Genomic DNA, 15,941 nt, shown 5'->3' with positions numbered 1-15,941 from the left:
CCACCCTCTCCCGGCGGGAGAGGGGACGCGCCTCTGGCGACGCCTGGCTGCCCCCCCGCTCAATCGTCGTCGTCCGGCTCCATGTCGTCCATCGCGTCCGCGCCGACGGCGACGGCCGCCGGGGCGGGGGCGGGGGCCTCGGTGCGGGCGGTGGCGCCGCGGGGGCCGAGGACGCGGACGTTGCCCGAGCCGACGACGGCGCCCATCTCCGAGACCATCCGGTCGTCGTAGCGGATCTTCAGCGACGCGCCGGCGCGGTAGATCACCCGCCGGACGTTCTCCAGGCCGAAGATCTCCAGGTACAGATCCAGGTTCCCCGGCCGGACGCGGACGATCCGCAGGAGCCGCTCCAGGTCCTCCGCCTGCTGCACCCCCTTGCGCAGCGTGACGACCACGCCCTTCGCCAGCTCGGCCTCGGCGTTCTCGATGGGGATGAAGCGCGTGACCTCGATCTCGGCGGGGTCGCGGCTGATGTTGATCGTCCCCTTGATGAAGCCGATGGCGTCGTCCTGGATCAGCTCGGCCATGCGGGCGTACTCCTCGGGCCAGAGCATCGCCGGGGTGGTGCCGTGCAGGTCCTCGAAGGTGAACTTGGCCATGCGGGTCAGCCCGGACCGGCTCTTCTGGACGTTGCGCACCTGCAGGCCCGTCACCAGGCCTCCCAGGATCACCTCCGTCCGGCCGCCCCCGCCGCCGCCGCGGAAGCCGCCGCGGCCGAAGCCCTGCGGGGCGCCGCCGTTGGCCTCGCGCATCTTCGCGGCGACGACGGCGATGTCGACGGTGCGGTGGGTGGCCAGGGCTTGCAGCTTGTCGGCGTGGGTGGTCAGCGGGTGGCTGGACATGTAGAAGCCCAGCGCCTTCTTCTCGCCGGAGAGCTTCTCCACGTCGGGCAGCTCGGGCACGTCCGGGAGGTTGGAGGCGGCGGGGCCGGACTCGGGGGCGGCGTCGTCCTCGTCGAACAGCCCGCGCTGGCCGCGCTTGCGGTCCTCCTGCTTGGCCTGGCCCCCCTGCACGGCGCGGGGGAGGATGGCCAAAAGCTGCGACCGCCGCGCGCCGAGGGAGTCGAACGCGCCGGCGCGGATCAGGGTCTCGGCCGCCGCGGCGCTGACCTCGCGGCTGGAGACGCGTTCGAAGAAGTCCTCCAGGCTCTTGAACGGCCCCCCCTCGGCGCGGGCCTTGAGGATGGCGTCGACCGCCTTGGCGCCGACGCCCTTGATCGCCTCCAGGCCGAACTCGATCTTCCCCTCGGTGTGGACGGTGAAGGTGGCCTCGCCCCGGTTGACGTCCGGCGGCAGGACCTCGATGCCCATGCGGCGGCAGTCGTCGATGTGCTCGACGAAGAACTTGTCGCGCTCGGCGCCCCCCATCTCGGAGGAGAGGACGGCCGCCATGTACTCGGTGGGGTAGTGCGACTTCAGGTAGGCCGTCTGGTACGCCACCAGGGCGTAGGCCGTCGAGTGCGACTTGTTGAAGCCGTAGCCGCCGAAGAACTCGATCAGCTCGAAGATGCGGACCGCCTCGCCCTTCTCCAGCCCCTTGGCGACGGCCCCCTTCACGAACTGGTCGCGGCCCTCGGCGATGATCTCGGTCTTCTTCTTCGAGATCGCCTTGATGCAGGCGTACGCCTTGGAGAGCTCGATGTCCCCCAGGCGGTTGAGGATCCGCATCACCTGTTCCTGGTAGACCATCACGCCGTAGGTCTCTTCCAGGATCTCCTTCAGCACCGGGTGGAGGTACGACGCCTCCTTCCGGCCGTTCTTCACGTCGACGTACTCGTCGACCATGCCGCCGTTGAGCGGGCCGGGGCGGTACAGCGCGTTGGTGGCGATGATGTCCGCGAAGCGGTCGGGCTTCATCTTCACCAGCAGGTCGCGGATGCCGGCGCTCTCGAGCTGGAAGACCCCCTTCGTCTCGCCGCGCTGGAGCAGCGCGAAGGCCTCGGCGTCGTCCAGGTGGAGCGAGCCCAGGTCGAGCTTGTCCTCCGGGTGGCGCTCGGTGATGAGCTTCACGGCCGCCTGCAGCGTCGTGAGGTTGCGCAGGCCCAGGAAGTCCATCTTGAGGAGGCCGGCCTTCTCGACGTCCCCCATGTCCCACTGGGTGCAGACGACCTCCTCCTTGTCGCCGCGGCGGATCACCTGGAGCGGGACGAGCGACTCCAGCGGCTGGTCGGCGATGACCACGCCGGCGGCGTGCGTGCTGGCGTTGCGCGCCGAGCCCTCCAGCCGCCTCGCGAAGCCCAGCAGCCGCTCGACCTCCGGGTCGTCCTCGGCCAGCCGCCGGAGCATCGGCTCCTCGGCGATGGCCTCCTCCAGCGTGATGTTCAGCCGGGTGGGGATCAGCTTGTTGATCTCCTCCACCCGGGCCAGCGGCATGTTCATCGCCCGGCCGACGTCCTTCACGGCCGCCTTCGCCTTCATCGTGCCGAACGTGCCGATCTGCGCCACGTTGGCGTCGCCGTACTTCCGGCGCACGTACTCGATGACCTCGTAGCGCCGCTCCTGGCAGAGGTCGATGTCGATGTCGGGCGCCTCCGACCGGTTGGGGTCGAGGAACCGCTCGAACAGCAGGTCGTACTTCAGCGGGCAGACGTCGCTCAGCCGCAGGGCGTACGCCACCAGCGCGCCGCACGCCGAGCCCCTCGCCAGCGCCGGGATGTTGTTCTCGCGGGCGTAGCGGACGAAGTCCCAGACGATCAGGAAGTACGACGCGAAGCCCATCCGGTTGATCGTGGCCAGCTCGTGGTCCAGCCGCTCGACCACCTCCGGCGGCGTGGGGCTGGGGTAGCGCTCGCGCAGGCCCAGCTCGCACAGCTCCCGCAGGTACTGCTCCGGGGTCTTCTCGTCGGGGGGCTTGAACGAGGGGAACTGGCGCTTGCCCAGCTCGGCGCTGGCGTAGTTCTCCTCGACCATCTCGGCGATGAGCGTGGACTGCTTCAGCGCCTCCTCGTGCCCGGCGAACGCCGCGTACATCTCATCCGGGACGCGGACGTGGAACTGGTCGGAGATCCTCGATCCCGAGTCGTCCACGAAGCGGGGCTTGTCCAGCGGCTGGTCGATCGTCTTGCCGGTGTTGATGCACAGCAGGACGTCGTGCGAGAGGTTGTCGTCCTTCTTCAGGTAGTGGGCGTCGCTCGTCGCCACCATCGGCATGCCGAGCTTGCGCGCCATGTCGACCTGGCGCTCGCGGGCGTCCCGCTGGATCCGCAGGCCGTTGTCCTGGATCTCGATGAAGAAGTTCCCCTCGCCGAAGGTTTGCTGGTACCAGATGGCCAGCTTCTCGGCCTGCTCGAAGCGGTCGTGCAGCAGGTGCTGGGAGAACTCCGAGCCGACGCAGCCCGACAGGCAGATGATCCCCTCGCTGTAGCGGGCGAGGAGTTCCTTGTCGGCGCGGGGCTTGTAGTAGTAGCCCTCCTGGTACGACCGCGACGAGAGCCTCAGCAGGTTGCGCAGGCCCGCGCCGTTCTTCGCCAGCAGCGTCAGGTGATAGGCGAACTTCTCGTCGCCCGAGCCGTTGACGGAGCGGTCGGTCCGCTTGCCGGGGGCGACGTAGGCCTCGATGCCGACGATGGGCTTGATGCCGGCGTACTTCGCCTCGCGCAGGAACTCCACCGCGCCGAAGAGGTTGCCGTGGTCGGTCACCGCGATCGCCGACATCCCGCCGGCCTTCACGTGCTTGACCAGATCCGGCAGCTTGTTGGCCCCGTCCAGCAGGCTGTAATGGCTGTGGCAGTGGAGATGGCAGAACGATCGGCTCGACATTCCGGCTTGCCCCCGTCGCGATGATGGCGCCGATTCTTCATGTACCGGCGTCCACTCGATTATACCATGTCGGGCGTCGCGCCGCCGCGCGGGAAGGGCCCGCCGGGGCGCCGCGGCTCGGGGGATTCGGCCAAGGCGCTCTAGGCGGGATCGGCGGGTCGTGGTAAACGTTCGGGCCGTCCGCCCGGGTCGCCGGCGCGGGCGCCACTTCGCGTCGAATCGACCGAGATGAACGCCAAGGGACGAGGGGCCGGACGTCACGTCCTACCGGCCGACTTCGCGCCCACGTCGGCCGAGGGCCCGCGATCGCGGGCCGGGGGCGACGAAGCCGCCGAGGAGACTGGTGCGATGGATCGCCGCCGTTTCATTCCCGGGCCGGAGAGCATGGAAGTCCGCGTCATGCTCTCGACGGCGTCTCCCGCCTCGGTCGCGGCCACGACCGCGTCGATGACGACCAACGCCAACGCCACGAACCTGCCGATCACGATCCAGGACAAGATGACCCGGATCGAGCGCCTGCCGATCAACCTGCGGGCGACCGAGCGCAACCGCCCCCTGCCGCGCGAGCTGGTCGAGCCGATCCAGCAGGCGATGACCGACTCGATCAGCGCGATGGGCCGGGCCGACCCCCAGACGATCGAGATGTTCAACGGCGTCCTCCGCGACGTCGTCAGCCGGCCGTCGCTCCGCGCCCAGGACGCCCAGGCGCTGAACAACGCGCTGACGAAGGTGCTGGTCTCCGCCGGGGCCACGACCGAGAACGTCGACACGATCGCCACGAACCTGAAGGCGTTGGCGACGACGGTCAACACGACGCAGTCGCAGCCGGTCTTCCTGACGACGAACGACTACGCGACGGTCCTCCAGATGACGCTGATCGTCGGCCAGCCGATGCCCGCCCCCAACCTCCCGACCCTGGCGCGAGGGGAAGGGGCGTCGGCGTCGAACGGCCATTTCGTCACCCGCGCGCCGACCCCGACGTTCGCGGGGACGTACCAGGCCCAGGCGATCCTCCAGATCTACGACGACGCCACCGGCGAGGTCTACGGACAGGGCCAGGCCGCGAAGGGGGGCCAGTACTCGATCGCGTTCGACAGGTCCCTGACCGACGGCGAGACGGTCAAGGTCCGCATCCGCGCCGTCGACGAGCTGGGCCACGTCGGCCTCTCCAGCCGCCCGTTCACCATCAAGTACGTCGCCCGCCCGGGCCGCGCCTGACGCGGGACGCGGCCGCGGATAGAATGGTCAAAAAGCGGGTTTCTCGACGATGCGAGCGGGGGCCGACCATGGACATGCAAGCCGTTCTGAGCGAGGTCCGAAACTGGACCGTCGAGGATCGAATCCGGCTCATCGAGGAACTCTGGGACGGCCTCCCCGAGACCGACGAGCCGGGCGAACTCTCGGACGACTTGCGCGCGTTCCTCGACCGACGGATCGTCGACGCCGACGCGAACCCCGACGCGTCCTCCCCCCTGGAGGATGTGTGGTCGCGGGTCGCCTCGCGTTACGAAAGATGAGCCTTAAAGTCGTCCTGACGCGCCCCGCCGAGTATGACCTCATCGACGCGAGCGACTGCTATCAGGAGCGGGCCGGCGGTGGCTTCAAGTTCGCCTCGCGCGTGCCAGAGGCGTTGGAACGACTCGGGGAGATGCCCGAGATCTACCCCTTCGTCCATGCCGAAGTGCGTCGGGGGCGGGTCCACGGCTATCCGTATGTCTTCTACTACCGAGTGAAGGCCGATTGCGTCGAAGTCCTGGCCATCGTCCACGGTCGTCGCTCGCCCGATGCCTGGAAAGGGAGGTTGTGACCCCATCGCGAGCCGATCTCCGATAGGTGCCTCGGCCGCGGCGGGTTACGCGGCCCTCGGGGACTCGGCTTGCACGATGCCCCGGGGCGCTGGCATAATCGCCGTTCTTCGAACGGATCCGTTAATCGAATTCCACGATAGGGATGGCAGGTCGTCATGAAGGCCAAGACGAAGAACCGCAAGAGCCACAGTTGGCGGAAGAAGGCCCGGACCTCGCCGGTCGCGAAGGGCCGTCGCCCGAAGCACCAGGGCATCCGCAACCCCCGCAAGCGCAAGCACCTGGGCGGCAAGGGCCTCGACTGATCGCCCCCCTTCGGGCGCGTTGACCTCGCGACGGTCCTCCCGCCTCGGGCCGAGACCGAGCCATCCCGACGGCCTTCCTCCCCGGCGAGGAAGGCCGCTCGATTGCGCGGGCGGGGAGGGCGGACGAGCGAGACGGCCGTCGGGCTCCGGGGTCGGTTTCCCGCCCCCGACGGCCTGGGGGGTCGCGAAACGCGAAGCCCCACGGGCAATCCCCCCACCATTCGACCGCCCCGCGGCCTGACTTCCCCCGCCAGGGGGAAGACCGCGTTCGTCCATCAATCCGCCTCAGCCGACCTCGACGATCGAGGCCGCGGCGCGGCGCAGGCCGTCGGCGAAATCGACGGTGGGCTTGTAGCCTAGCTCCCGGCCGATCAGGTCCAGGGAGGCGAGCGAGTCGCGCACGTCGCCGGCGCGCGGGGGGAGGAACTCCGGCTTGAGGTCGGTCCCCAGGATCTCGTTGAGCGCGGCGATCAGGTCGAGCAGGCTGACGCGCCGGCCGCCGCCGACGTTCAGGGCCACGCCCCCGAGCGGCCTCTCGCGCCGCATGGCGAGCAGATTCGCCCGGACGACGTCGTCGACGTAGGTGAAGTCGCGCGTCTGGAGGCCGTCGCCGTAGATCCTGGGCCGCTCGCCGCGCGACATGGCCTTGAGGAACAGCGAGATCACCCCGGAATACGGGCTGGACGGGTCCTGCCGGGGGCCGAAGACGTTGAAATAGCGCAGGCTGACGGCGTCCAGGCCCATCGTCCGGGCGTAGACGCGGACGTAGTGCTCCCCGGCCAGCTTCGCGGCGGCATAGGGGCTCAGGGGGTCGGGCAGGATCGTCTCGACCTTCGGCAGCTCCGCCGTCTCGCCGTAGGCGCTGCTGGACGCGGCGAACATCACCCGGCGCGCGCCGGCGCGGCGGGCGGCTTCCAGCACGTTGATCGTGGCGGTCGGCCCGCTCTCGTGCGAGAGGAGCGGCTCGGCCACGGAGCGCGGGACGCTGGGGATGGCCGCCTCGTGGAAGACGTAGGCCACGCCCCGCGCCGCCTCCTCGCACGCGGCGAAGTCGCCGGCGCTCGCCTCGACGAACTCGATCCGGTCGCGGACGGCGTCCAGGTTCGAGGCGCGGCCCGTCGACAGGTCGTCCAGCACGCGCACGGCGTACCCCTCGGCCAGCAGGGCTTCCACCAGGTGCGACCCGATGAACCCGGCGCCGCCGGTGACGAGGACCCGTTCGCGATCAGATCGGCTCATATCTTCCTCGATGCGGGGGACGGCCTCACGCCCGGACGACCTTCGCCCGGGGGTGCTGGACGTCCTTCAGGGCGTTGCGGGTGTCGACGATCAGCGTGGCGTGGGCCGCGATGCTCGCCCAGTCGTAGGCGGAGTGGTCCGTGGCGATCAGGACGCAGTCGCGCGAGGCGAGGTACTCGGGCGTCAGCTCGCGGCTGGACGACTCCCGGAGGTCCGGGTACTTGCGCATCGGCGGCAGCGTCGGGATGTGAGGGTCGTTGTAGTCGACCTCGGCCCCCTTGCGCAGGAGGAGTTCCATCAGCTCGAAGCCGGGCGCCTCGCGGGGGTCGTCCACGTCCTTCTTATAGGCCATGCCCAGGATGGTGATCTTGCTGCCGCGCACGGGCCTGGACAGGTCGTTGAGGGCGTCAGCGACGCGGCTCACGACGTAGGCCGGCATCGCCGTGTTGATCTCGCCGGCCAGCTCGATGAACCGCGTCGTCATCCCGTGCTTGCGCGCCACCCACGTCAGGTAGAACGGGTCGATGGGGATGCAGTGCCCCCCCAGGCCCGGCCCCGGGTAGAACGCCTGGAAGCCGAACGGCTTGGACTTCGCCGCGTCGATCACCTCCCAGACGTCGATGCCCATGCGGTCGTACAGCACCTTCAGCTCGTTGACGAGCGCGATGTTCACGGCGCGATAGGTGTTCTCCAGGATCTTGCAGGCCTCGGCGACCTCGGCGGTGGAGACCGGGACGACGCGCACGACGATGCGGGAGTAGATGGCCTCGGCCGCGTCGCGGCTGTCGGCGTCGACCCCGCCGACGACCTTGGGGATGGTGGGCGCTGAGAAGTCCGGGTTGCCGGGGTCCTCGCGCTCCGGGCTGAACGCGAGGAGGAAGTCGGCGCCCAGCCTCAGGCCGGACTCCTCCAGGATCGGCAGGACGACGCCGCGGGTGGTGCCGGGGTAGGTAGTGCTCTCCAGGACCACGAGCTGCCCGGGGCGGAGCGTCCGGGCGATCGCGCGGGCCGACTGCTCGACGTAGGTCAGGTCGGGGTCGCGCGACTCGGTCAGCGGGGTGGGGACGCAGATCAGGATGGCGTCCGGCTCGCCGAGGCGGTCGAAATCGGCGGTGGCCTCGAACCCGCGATCGAGCATGGAGCGGACGACGTCGGGGCCGATGTGGCCGATGTAGCCGAGGCCCCGGCGGAGCAGGTCGACCTTGGCGGCGTCGACATCGAAGCCCAGGACGCGCACGCCCTCCTCGACGAACGCCCGCGCCAGCGGCAGGCCGACGTACCCGAGGCCGATCACCCCGACCGTGACGTCGCCCGCCCGGAACCTCGCCGCCAGCCCCGATCCCCCGCCCATCCGACGCCCCCCTGGACCGCCCGTCGCCTCAACGCGCCAGGCCGTCGATCATACCCGTCGGGCCGCCGCCGTGGCCACAACTGGAGCCTTCGGAAATGACGCGGCCGCCGCGACAGATGGGGCCTGTTCCGTCCCGGCTCAATCGTCCTCCGGCACGCGGATCGGGTGCTCGCGGGCGCCGGGGGCCTCGCGGATCGGCCAGGAGGCGCGCAGGTCGTCCCGGTACGGGCCGATCCGGTCGACGGGGATCGGCCGGAAGGAGAGGAGGGGGGACCCCTGGCGGAAGCGGAAGTCGCCCCGCGCGGGATCGACGAAGCCGGGGTCGGCGACCAAGGTGTGGCGATCCGCCCCCGCGGCCCGCCACGAGTCCCATTCGCTCAGCTTCTCGACCTCTCGCAGCGACACGTTGCGGACGAGCAACGCCCCCTCGCGGTCGGGGAAGTCGACCCGGGCTCGGAAGTCCTTCATCGCGGGGTGATGCCCGCGCTCGCCCGGCGCGGGGATGGCGAACGTGGCCTCGAAGTCGGTCCACTCGGTCCCGACCTTCGCCTCGTTGGGATAGTTGGCCCAGAAGTAGGCGCCGGCCTCATAACCCTGGAGCATCACCTGGGCCGCCGCGCCGAGGTTCGTCGCCCGGAGCCTGGCCCGCAGGCGGTAGGCCGAGCCGGGCTTCGCGGGAAACGGGCGGCTGACGACGATCGGGTAGTTGTCGCGCGGCTTCGCGTCGTCGAACGCGGCCTCGATCCGGAGCGCCCGTCGGCCGTCCTCCTCCACGAGCCCGGCCTTCGACGTCGGCGTGCGGATCTGCCATTCCCAGTCGGCCGGCAGGTCGCCCAGCTCACCCCTGGCGAAGTCGCCGTTGGGGACCAGCTCCTTGGAGAGGTCCGCGCCGAACTCGTGGACGCCCGTCTTGATCGGGCGCCCGCCGGCCCAGACGAGGTTGTGATTGATGACGTTGCGGTCGAAGGGCACGTTGGACGTCCGGACGTAATCCGCGTCGTTGGTCCAGGCGATGATATTGTGCTCGAAGACGTTGCCGGTCATCACCCGGCCGTCGGGGAGCGGGATGTCCCTCGGGTGGACCGACATCCCGCGCATGTCCTTCCACGCGGGGCTGGCGACCACCTTCTCGTAGCCCTCGACCATCGTGGGGAAGTGGTCCTTCCACATGCGGCTGTCGGCGGTCCAGCCGCTGTATTCAAACTGATAACGCCCATTGTCGGCGAAGATGTTGTTCTCGATGACGTTGTCGCGGGCGCTATGGAGATGCAACCCGGCGCGCGAGCATCGATAGACGATGTTCCCGACCACGTCCACGCCGCCGGTGTTGTCGTCCAGGTAGACGCCCCAGGCGAAGTGGGGGGAGGTCCAGCGGCCATTCTCGTCCTTGCCGAAGCCGAGCATGTCGTGCATGAGGTTGAACCGGATGATCGTCCCGCGCGATCCGGTCCAGTCGCGGCCCCCGGTGTAGACGGCGCCGGTGTCCTCGGTCTCCAGGTTCATGTGCCGGATGTGGTTGTATTCCAGGACGTGCTTGTTGCCGTGGAACATGATCCCCATGCGGGGGCCGTCGTGGATCAGGTTGTGCGACGCCACGTTGCCCACCCCGTTGAGCGACACGCCGACGCCGTGCTTGTACAGCACGCCCATGTGATGAATGTAGTTATTCTCCGCGCGGTTGCGGGCCGGGGTCAGCGAGACGACGTCGCCGCCGCCCAGGACGACGCCGTGCGAGCCGACGTCCGAGATGTCGCAGCCGACCACCCGATTGTTCGAGCCCCCCGAGACGGAGACCGCCGCGCGGTGGTAGTCGCCCACGCCTCGGATCGCGCAAGCGGCGATTGCGCAGGACTCCGCGCGGTCCAGCAGGAACGCCTCGCCGGTCGCGGCCTCCATCGTGAAGCCCCGGAACGTGACATGCGCCGCCCCCTCGATCCGCACCAGGGTCGAGACGACCGGGACCGTCACCGCGCGCCCTTCCAGCGGCCCCGGCGGGATGAGACGCAGCACGCCCGTCTCGCGGTCGACGTGCCATTCGCCGGGGGCGTCCAGGTCCTCGCGGCCGCCCCGGAAGTAGTAGCGATCGCCGGGGCGGATCGGGTACGAGGCGTCGCCCGTCAGGGTGACGAGCCGCGCGTCGCGGTCGATGTCGCGGATCGGGACGATGTTGTTCCACCAGTTGTAGCGGGGGAAGACGAAGACCTCGACCTCGCCGGGGTTTTTCCACGCGCGGGCGTCCTTCGCCCTGTAGTGGAGGAGGTCGCGGCGCTCGCCGGGGACGTCCTGGTACATGGGGACGGGCTCGCCGTCGGCGAACGCCCATCCGCCGCCGTAGGGGTTGTCGGGGACGGCGTTCGGGTGGCGGGCCAGGGGGAGGCGGACGCCGTCGAGAAACAGGTCGCGGAAGGCGAAGTCGGTGAAGCCCTGGGCCTTGAGGTCGGCCTCCATCGCTCCGGCTTCGCCGGGGCGGAAGCCGATCACGTCGCGGCCGCCCCGGATCACGACGGCGTCCTGGGGGGCGGGGCGGTAGACGATGGGGGCCTCGGCCGTCCCGCCGTCCTCGGCCGTCAGCACGAAGGCGCGCGAGAGGGCGTAGGCGCCGCCGCCGACGAGAACCTCGACGCCGTCGCGGGCCTCGGGGGTCCGCTTGAGGTCGCGGACGATGTCGCGGGCGCGCTCCAGGGTGGCGACCGGGGCGTCGGCCCGGCCGGAGCCGGCGTCGTCCCCCGTCGCGGCGACGTGCACCCTGAGCGGCTCCGCGCGGCCAGCCCCGGCCGAGGCCGAGGCCAGGAGCGCGAGGGCCAGGAGAGTCCTCGGAATCACGCCGCCGGATGATCGGTGGAGCATCGCGTCCCTCCCTCGGTGCCAGGGGTCAGACCGGAGGGTAACGCGCGCCGCGGGATGATGACAGCGAGCGACGGATCCGGGAGGATCCGGCGGGCTGGCCTGGAATGGGCCCAAGCGAAATCGTATCATCGGGTTCCGCGCGCGGTCCGGGGCCCCGACCCGTCGCGCCGACGGTCGGAATCGGTCCGCCCGCTCGCCAAGTCGTCCCCTCACCGTATGGTCCAGCCGCCCATGATCTTGTGCGTGACGCTGAATCCGTGCTTGGACAAGACGCTCTCCGTCCCGGCGTGGCGGCCGGGGGACCTGGTGCGGGGCCTGTCGAGTCGGGACGTGGTGGGGGGCAAGGGGAATAACGTCGCCCGGGCCCTGAAGCGGCTGGGGCGCGACCCGAAGCCGGTGACGTTCCTGGGGGGCGCCGTCGGCGAGACCTGCCGCGCGCTCCTGAAGGACGCCGACGGCCTGGAGCCGCTGGCCGTGGCGACGGCCTCGCCGACGCGGGTGATCCTGACGGTCGCCACCGAGGGGACCGACGATCAGACCGCGTTCTTCGACCCCGACCCGGCGGTCACCCACGCCGAGGCCGACGAGCTGATCGCCCTGGTCGAGCGGGCGCTGGCCGAGCCGGGCGTCGAGGCCCTGACGCTCTCCGGCTCCAGCCCGTCGCCGGCCACCCACGGCGTCTACAGCGAGCTGATCTCGCTGGCCGGCGCCCGCCGCGTCCCGGTCTTCCTGGACACCTACGGCCCGGCGCTCGACGCCATCTGGGGCTTCTGGCCCACCGCGATGCAGATGAACCGCCGCGAGGCCGGCATGCGGCTGGGCAAGGCCCCGAGCGACGACGACGTCGTGGGCCTGCTGCGGTCGTGGCGTCGCCGCGGCGTCGCGATCGGCGTCGTCACCGACGGCCCCGACCCGGCGTTCTTCCTCGTCGGGGACACCCTCTATCGCGCCCTGCCGCCGGAGATCGACGTCCGCAACCCCATCGGCTCGGGCGACTCGCTCCTCGCCGGCCTGGTCGACTCCCACCTCAAGGGCCTGGACCCCGAGGCGACCATCCGCCGCGCCATGGCCTGCGCCGTCGCCAACGCCCTCGTCTGGGACGCCGGCGCCGTCGAGCCCGAGGCCGTCGAGCGGATGGAGCCCGAGATCGAGCTGGAAGTCGAGGCCCCCTGACGGTCGGCGGTCAGGGCGAAGGGGGCGCGGGCACGGCCGGCGGCTCGGGCGCCGTGACCTCCCGATGGAGCCGGCGGATCTCGCCGAGCAGCTTGAGCTTCTCGGAGAGGGCCTGCATCTCGTCCATGCTCAACGCCCCGCGCCGAGCCTGCTCCACCTCCTCCTCCAGCGACGGCGCCGGCGGCGCCGAATCGGGCCCCAGCCCCCTCGGCGCCGCGTCCGCCGACGTGATGACGAGGACGCCGTCCTCGACGAAATAGACCAGGTCGATCTGCTTCAGCATGAGCTGGAGCGTCCGCCTCAGCGGCACGCCGGCGAGGTCGATGGAGACCGGGGAGGTCATCGTCTTGTCGGCCTCGTTCAGGCCGATCGGGTCGACGTAGATGGGGATGGTGGGCCGGCCGTCCCGCTCGGTGGCCTGTCGGATGTATTTGAGGACGTCCTCCAGCGGCGTCTCGTCGGGGAAGCTCATCCACAGGGGTGCCTCAAGCTCTTTCAGGATCGCCGCGCTCCTCGCGTCGGGATCGCCGGGGCCGTCCGATCCCGCGGCGGGGCCGGCGGCCCGCGGCGCGTCGGAGCCGGGCGAGTCGTCCCCCCGGGCCGCCCATAGTTCGGCCTCGGCGAGCATGGCGCGGGCTTCGGCGGCCCCCGAGGCCGACGACCCCCGGGCGCGGGTGCCGGCGAGTTCGGAGCGCGCCACGGTCCGAATCCGGTCCAGGTGCTCGACGAACGCGGCCTCGCGCTCGTCCGCGTCCGTCGCGCGGGCCAATCGGGCGTCCAGCCAGAGCCGCGACGCGCGGTAGGCGCGGTCGAGCGAGTCACCGCCCCGCGCCCGATCCCCGGAGGCCTCCCGGAACGCATCCCTCGCGGCGGCGAGCAGGCGATCGGCCGACGTCGCCTGGCGTCGTTCGGTCCCCCCCGGGCCCCGGGTCGGCTCCTCGTCCGGCGACGGCTCGGCGACGGACGGCGGGGCGGGCTCGGGCGTTGCCGGGTCGTCCGACACCGTCGCGGCGAGCGGCGGCGGGGCGGGCTCGGGGGGCGTCGGGCCGTCCGAACGCGCGGCGGCGGCCCCGACCCCCATCGCGACGGCGAGGGCGGCGGCGGCCAGGGCGGCGACGGTCGAGTTCGTGGCGATCATGGATGCGCAGGCTCCTTTCGCGAGTCGGACGACCGGATACGACAGCACGGAATTCCAAGCCACCCCCGCCGCGACCCGCCCGGCGGCGAGCGCGACGGCGGCGGCCAGCGCGTCGGGCACGGCGGCCGACGCCAGGCCTTCCAGGGCGATCGCCCCCGCGCCGGCCGTGACGCCGCGGCGGGAGAGCCGCGAGCCCAGCAGAGACCGGGCGCGGGCGAGGCGGCCCTTGACCGAGCCGACCGGCCAGCTCAGCCGGGCCGCCGCCTCCTCGTGTGTCAGCCCCTCCAGGTAGCAGAGGACGACCGGGGCGCGATACCTCCAGGGGAGGCGCTCGACCTCCTGGTCGATCACCTCCCGGAGCGCGAAGTCGCGCGAGTCCGGCTCGCGGGCGGGCTCGACGGCCAGGCCGTCGCGCTCGCGGGCGCGGCGGCGGGCGCGGTCCATGCGGGCCCGCCGCGCCACCTTCGTCGCGACGCCGTGCAGCCACGCCGACAGGACGTCTCCCGGCCCCAGCGTTCCGGCGCGGCGGATCAGGACCAGGAACGTCGCCTGGTAGGCGTCGTCCACGTCCGACGGCTCGGCGAGAATCCGCCGGCAGACCCCCATAACCATCGGCCCGTGCCGCGCCGCCAGGGCCGCGAAGGCCTCGCGGTCGCCCGACCGGGCGTACCGCTCCAGCAGCCGGGCGTCGTCCGTCCCGGTGCAGGTCCCGCGTTCGAGGAGTCTGCCCAACGGCGATTCGACGCGGCTGCTGCTCATGGACGGCTGGCCTCCACTCTCGGCGTTCGTCTCCATCATGCCGGGAGCGGCGGGCGCGGATACGAGTTTTCCCGGAATCCGCGCCCGACGCATTTTCGATTGCCGACCGCGGACCGTTCTGGTAGGAGAGGAATGCGCGGAAAAATCCAAGGAGGGACCGCCATGGACGCGAGCACCCCGACGATCGGTTTCGCGGGCGACCTGAGCGACCCCTGGGTCGCGGCGATCGCCCGGGCCCTCTCCCCGTTCGACGTCGTCCCCCTGCCGGAGCCCGGGGGCGGCCTGCCGTGGCGCGCGTTCGAGCCCGGCGCGGGGATCGAGATCCTCGTGCTGCACCGCTCGCGGCTCTCCCCGGCCGACGTGACCCGGCTGGAGGAGCTTCGGCGCGATCGGGGCCCCGCCGCCTGGCCGCGCGTCATCCTCTGCGTCAGCCCTTACGTGCGCTACGCCGAGGTCGAGCGTTGCGCGGCGCTGGTGGAGATGGTCGCGCCCGAGGCCACCGCCGCGGAGACCCTGCCGCACCAGATCGCGCGGATGCTGGAGCACGCCCCCGGCCACGCCGACCGCTCGCGACGGGGCGCGACCCCGGTGGAGGTCGTCAGCACCGACCACGAGCTGCGCCGGGTGCTGTGCGAGGCCGCCTCCCACGCGGGCTATCGCGCCAGCGACTCCCACGCCCTGGCCGTCGGCCCCGACGCCCCCGCCGGTCGCACCCTCACCGTCTGGGACGTCCCCGTGCTCGAACCCCGATGGGAGGAGCGGCTGGAGCGGCGCAGCAAGACCGGCCCGGTGCTGGCCCTGCTGGGCTTCGCCGATCGCGCGACCGTCATCCAGGCGCGCGACGCCGGCGCGTCGGCCTGCCTGGACCTCCCCTGCGCCCTGGACGACCTGATCGACGCCCTCGACCGCATGGCCAGGACCGTCGCCCGCCCCCGCGCCGAGCCCGCCCATCCCGCCCCCGCCGGGCCCATCGTCCGCGCCCCCCGGCCGAGGCTGCGCGTCGCGACGGCTCCGGCCGCCGCCCCATGGCAGGCCGGTTGATATGCGGGGGCTCTGGTGGCGGCTGTTTGGCCGCGCGAAGCCCGACATGAAGCCGGCCAAGGTCCGCTTCTTGCTAGAGCGAGATGATATCGGCTATCCACCCTTCGAGAACGAGGACGTCTGGGCTCGCGAGCGGCCCGATGGCCGCTTCGTGATCGACAACAGCCCGTTATTCGCCACGGGGGCGGCGTGCGGCGACGTCGTCGAGGCCCGGCGTGAAGGGGCCGATCTGATTTTCACGAGAGTTCACGAGCGTTCGGGTAACGCCCTCGTTCGCCTGTTTTTCTCGGACGACAGGGCCGCCGTCGAAGTCTCCCGGACTCTCCTGGAGCTGGGTTGCGAGCTTGAGACCGGCCGGATCGGCGAAGTCCCCGTCGCGGCCGCAAACGTGCCGAAGCGGGTCGATTACGCAACCGTTCGCGCGATCCTTGACGAGGCGGTTGGAGCCGAACGACTTCACTACGAAGAGGCTGTCTTGCCGGGACGATAGGCGCGGACGGTCCGTGCGCCTAGAATTCCGCGTCC

The 15,941-nt window shown here is 71.2% G+C and carries 12 protein-coding genes; 7 read left to right on the top strand and 5 right to left on the bottom strand.

Annotation, left to right across the window (positions count from 1 at the left end):
- Positions 1–59 precede the first annotated feature (59 nt).
- Positions 60–3,758 carry a DNA polymerase III subunit alpha gene (dnaE, locus tag WG209_RS19925; RefSeq protein WP_337176842.1) on the bottom strand — a complete coding sequence of 1,233 codons (3,699 nt, stop codon included), beginning with the start codon at positions 3,756–3,758 and terminating at the stop codon, positions 60–62.
- A 348-nt stretch (positions 3,759–4,106) separates the two neighbouring features.
- On the opposite strand from dnaE, the gene WG209_RS19920 reads away from it, so the two are divergent.
- The 4 genes from WG209_RS19920 to WG209_RS19905 all read left to right on the top strand — a co-directional run bounded on the left by WG209_RS19920 (position 4,107) and on the right by WG209_RS19905 (position 5,868).
- Entirely contained in the window at positions 4,107–4,976 is an 870-nt protein-coding gene (locus WG209_RS19920) for an Ig-like domain-containing protein (RefSeq protein WP_337176841.1), read from the top strand.
- Positions 4,977–5,050: 74 nt separating this feature from the next.
- Complete coding sequence (locus tag WG209_RS19915) at positions 5,051–5,275, top strand: addiction module protein (protein ID WP_337176840.1); 225 nt, start codon at positions 5,051–5,053, stop codon at positions 5,273–5,275.
- Positions 5,272–5,565 (top strand): type II toxin-antitoxin system RelE/ParE family toxin, encoded by a 294-nt coding sequence (locus tag WG209_RS19910; RefSeq protein ID WP_337176839.1) that lies wholly within the window; start codon positions 5,272–5,274, stop codon positions 5,563–5,565. Before WG209_RS19915 ends, WG209_RS19910 begins: the two co-directional genes overlap by 4 nt.
- A 156-nt stretch (positions 5,566–5,721) precedes the next feature.
- Entirely contained in the window at positions 5,722–5,868 is a 147-nt protein-coding gene (locus WG209_RS19905) for a hypothetical protein (protein WP_337176838.1), read from the top strand.
- A gap of 285 nt (positions 5,869–6,153) precedes the next feature.
- Here WG209_RS19905 and WG209_RS19900 read toward each other — a convergent pair whose 3' ends face one another.
- The 3 genes from WG209_RS19900 to WG209_RS19890 form a co-directional block, all read right to left on the bottom strand.
- Positions 6,154–7,107: an SDR family oxidoreductase gene (locus WG209_RS19900; RefSeq protein WP_337176837.1), complete on the bottom strand. Its 954-nt coding sequence runs from the start codon at positions 7,105–7,107 to the stop codon at positions 6,154–6,156.
- 25 nt (positions 7,108–7,132) lie between these two features.
- A complete protein-coding gene (locus tag WG209_RS19895) occupies positions 7,133–8,458 on the bottom strand; it encodes a nucleotide sugar dehydrogenase (protein WP_337176836.1) in 1,326 nt (441 codons plus the stop codon).
- A 138-nt stretch (positions 8,459–8,596) separates the two neighbouring features.
- Entirely contained in the window at positions 8,597–11,305 is a 2,709-nt protein-coding gene (locus WG209_RS19890) for a right-handed parallel beta-helix repeat-containing protein (protein ID WP_337176835.1), read from the bottom strand.
- A gap of 243 nt (positions 11,306–11,548) precedes the next feature.
- Here WG209_RS19890 and WG209_RS19885 point away from each other — a divergent pair, with 243 nt between their 5' ends.
- Positions 11,549–12,478, top strand: a complete 930-nt coding sequence (locus tag WG209_RS19885; RefSeq protein ID WP_337176834.1) for a PfkB family carbohydrate kinase — start codon at positions 11,549–11,551, stop codon at positions 12,476–12,478.
- Between the two features lie 10 nt (positions 12,479–12,488).
- Here WG209_RS19885 and WG209_RS19880 read toward each other — a convergent pair whose 3' ends face one another.
- The gene (locus WG209_RS19880) at positions 12,489–14,375 is read right to left on the bottom strand and encodes a sigma-70 family RNA polymerase sigma factor (RefSeq protein WP_337176833.1); all 1,887 of its coding nucleotides are present in this window, start codon (positions 14,373–14,375) and stop codon (positions 12,489–12,491) included.
- 162 nt (positions 14,376–14,537) lie between these two features.
- Between WG209_RS19880 and WG209_RS19875 the strand changes: the two genes are divergently transcribed.
- On the top strand, positions 14,538–15,416 hold the full coding sequence (locus tag WG209_RS19875) for a hypothetical protein (RefSeq protein WP_337176832.1): 879 nt from the start codon (positions 14,538–14,540) through the stop codon (positions 15,414–15,416).
- A 46-nt stretch (positions 15,417–15,462) separates the two neighbouring features.
- Complete coding sequence (locus WG209_RS19870; RefSeq protein ID WP_337176831.1) at positions 15,463–15,906, top strand: DUF4265 domain-containing protein; 444 nt, start codon at positions 15,463–15,465, stop codon at positions 15,904–15,906.
- Positions 15,907–15,941 lie beyond the last annotated feature (35 nt).

The sequence above is a fragment of the Paludisphaera sp. genome (assembly GCF_037189885.1).
In the GTDB taxonomy this organism is placed as follows: domain Bacteria; phylum Planctomycetota; class Planctomycetia; order Isosphaerales; family Isosphaeraceae; genus Paludisphaera.
This window is presented reverse-complemented; position numbering and strand designations above follow the sequence as displayed.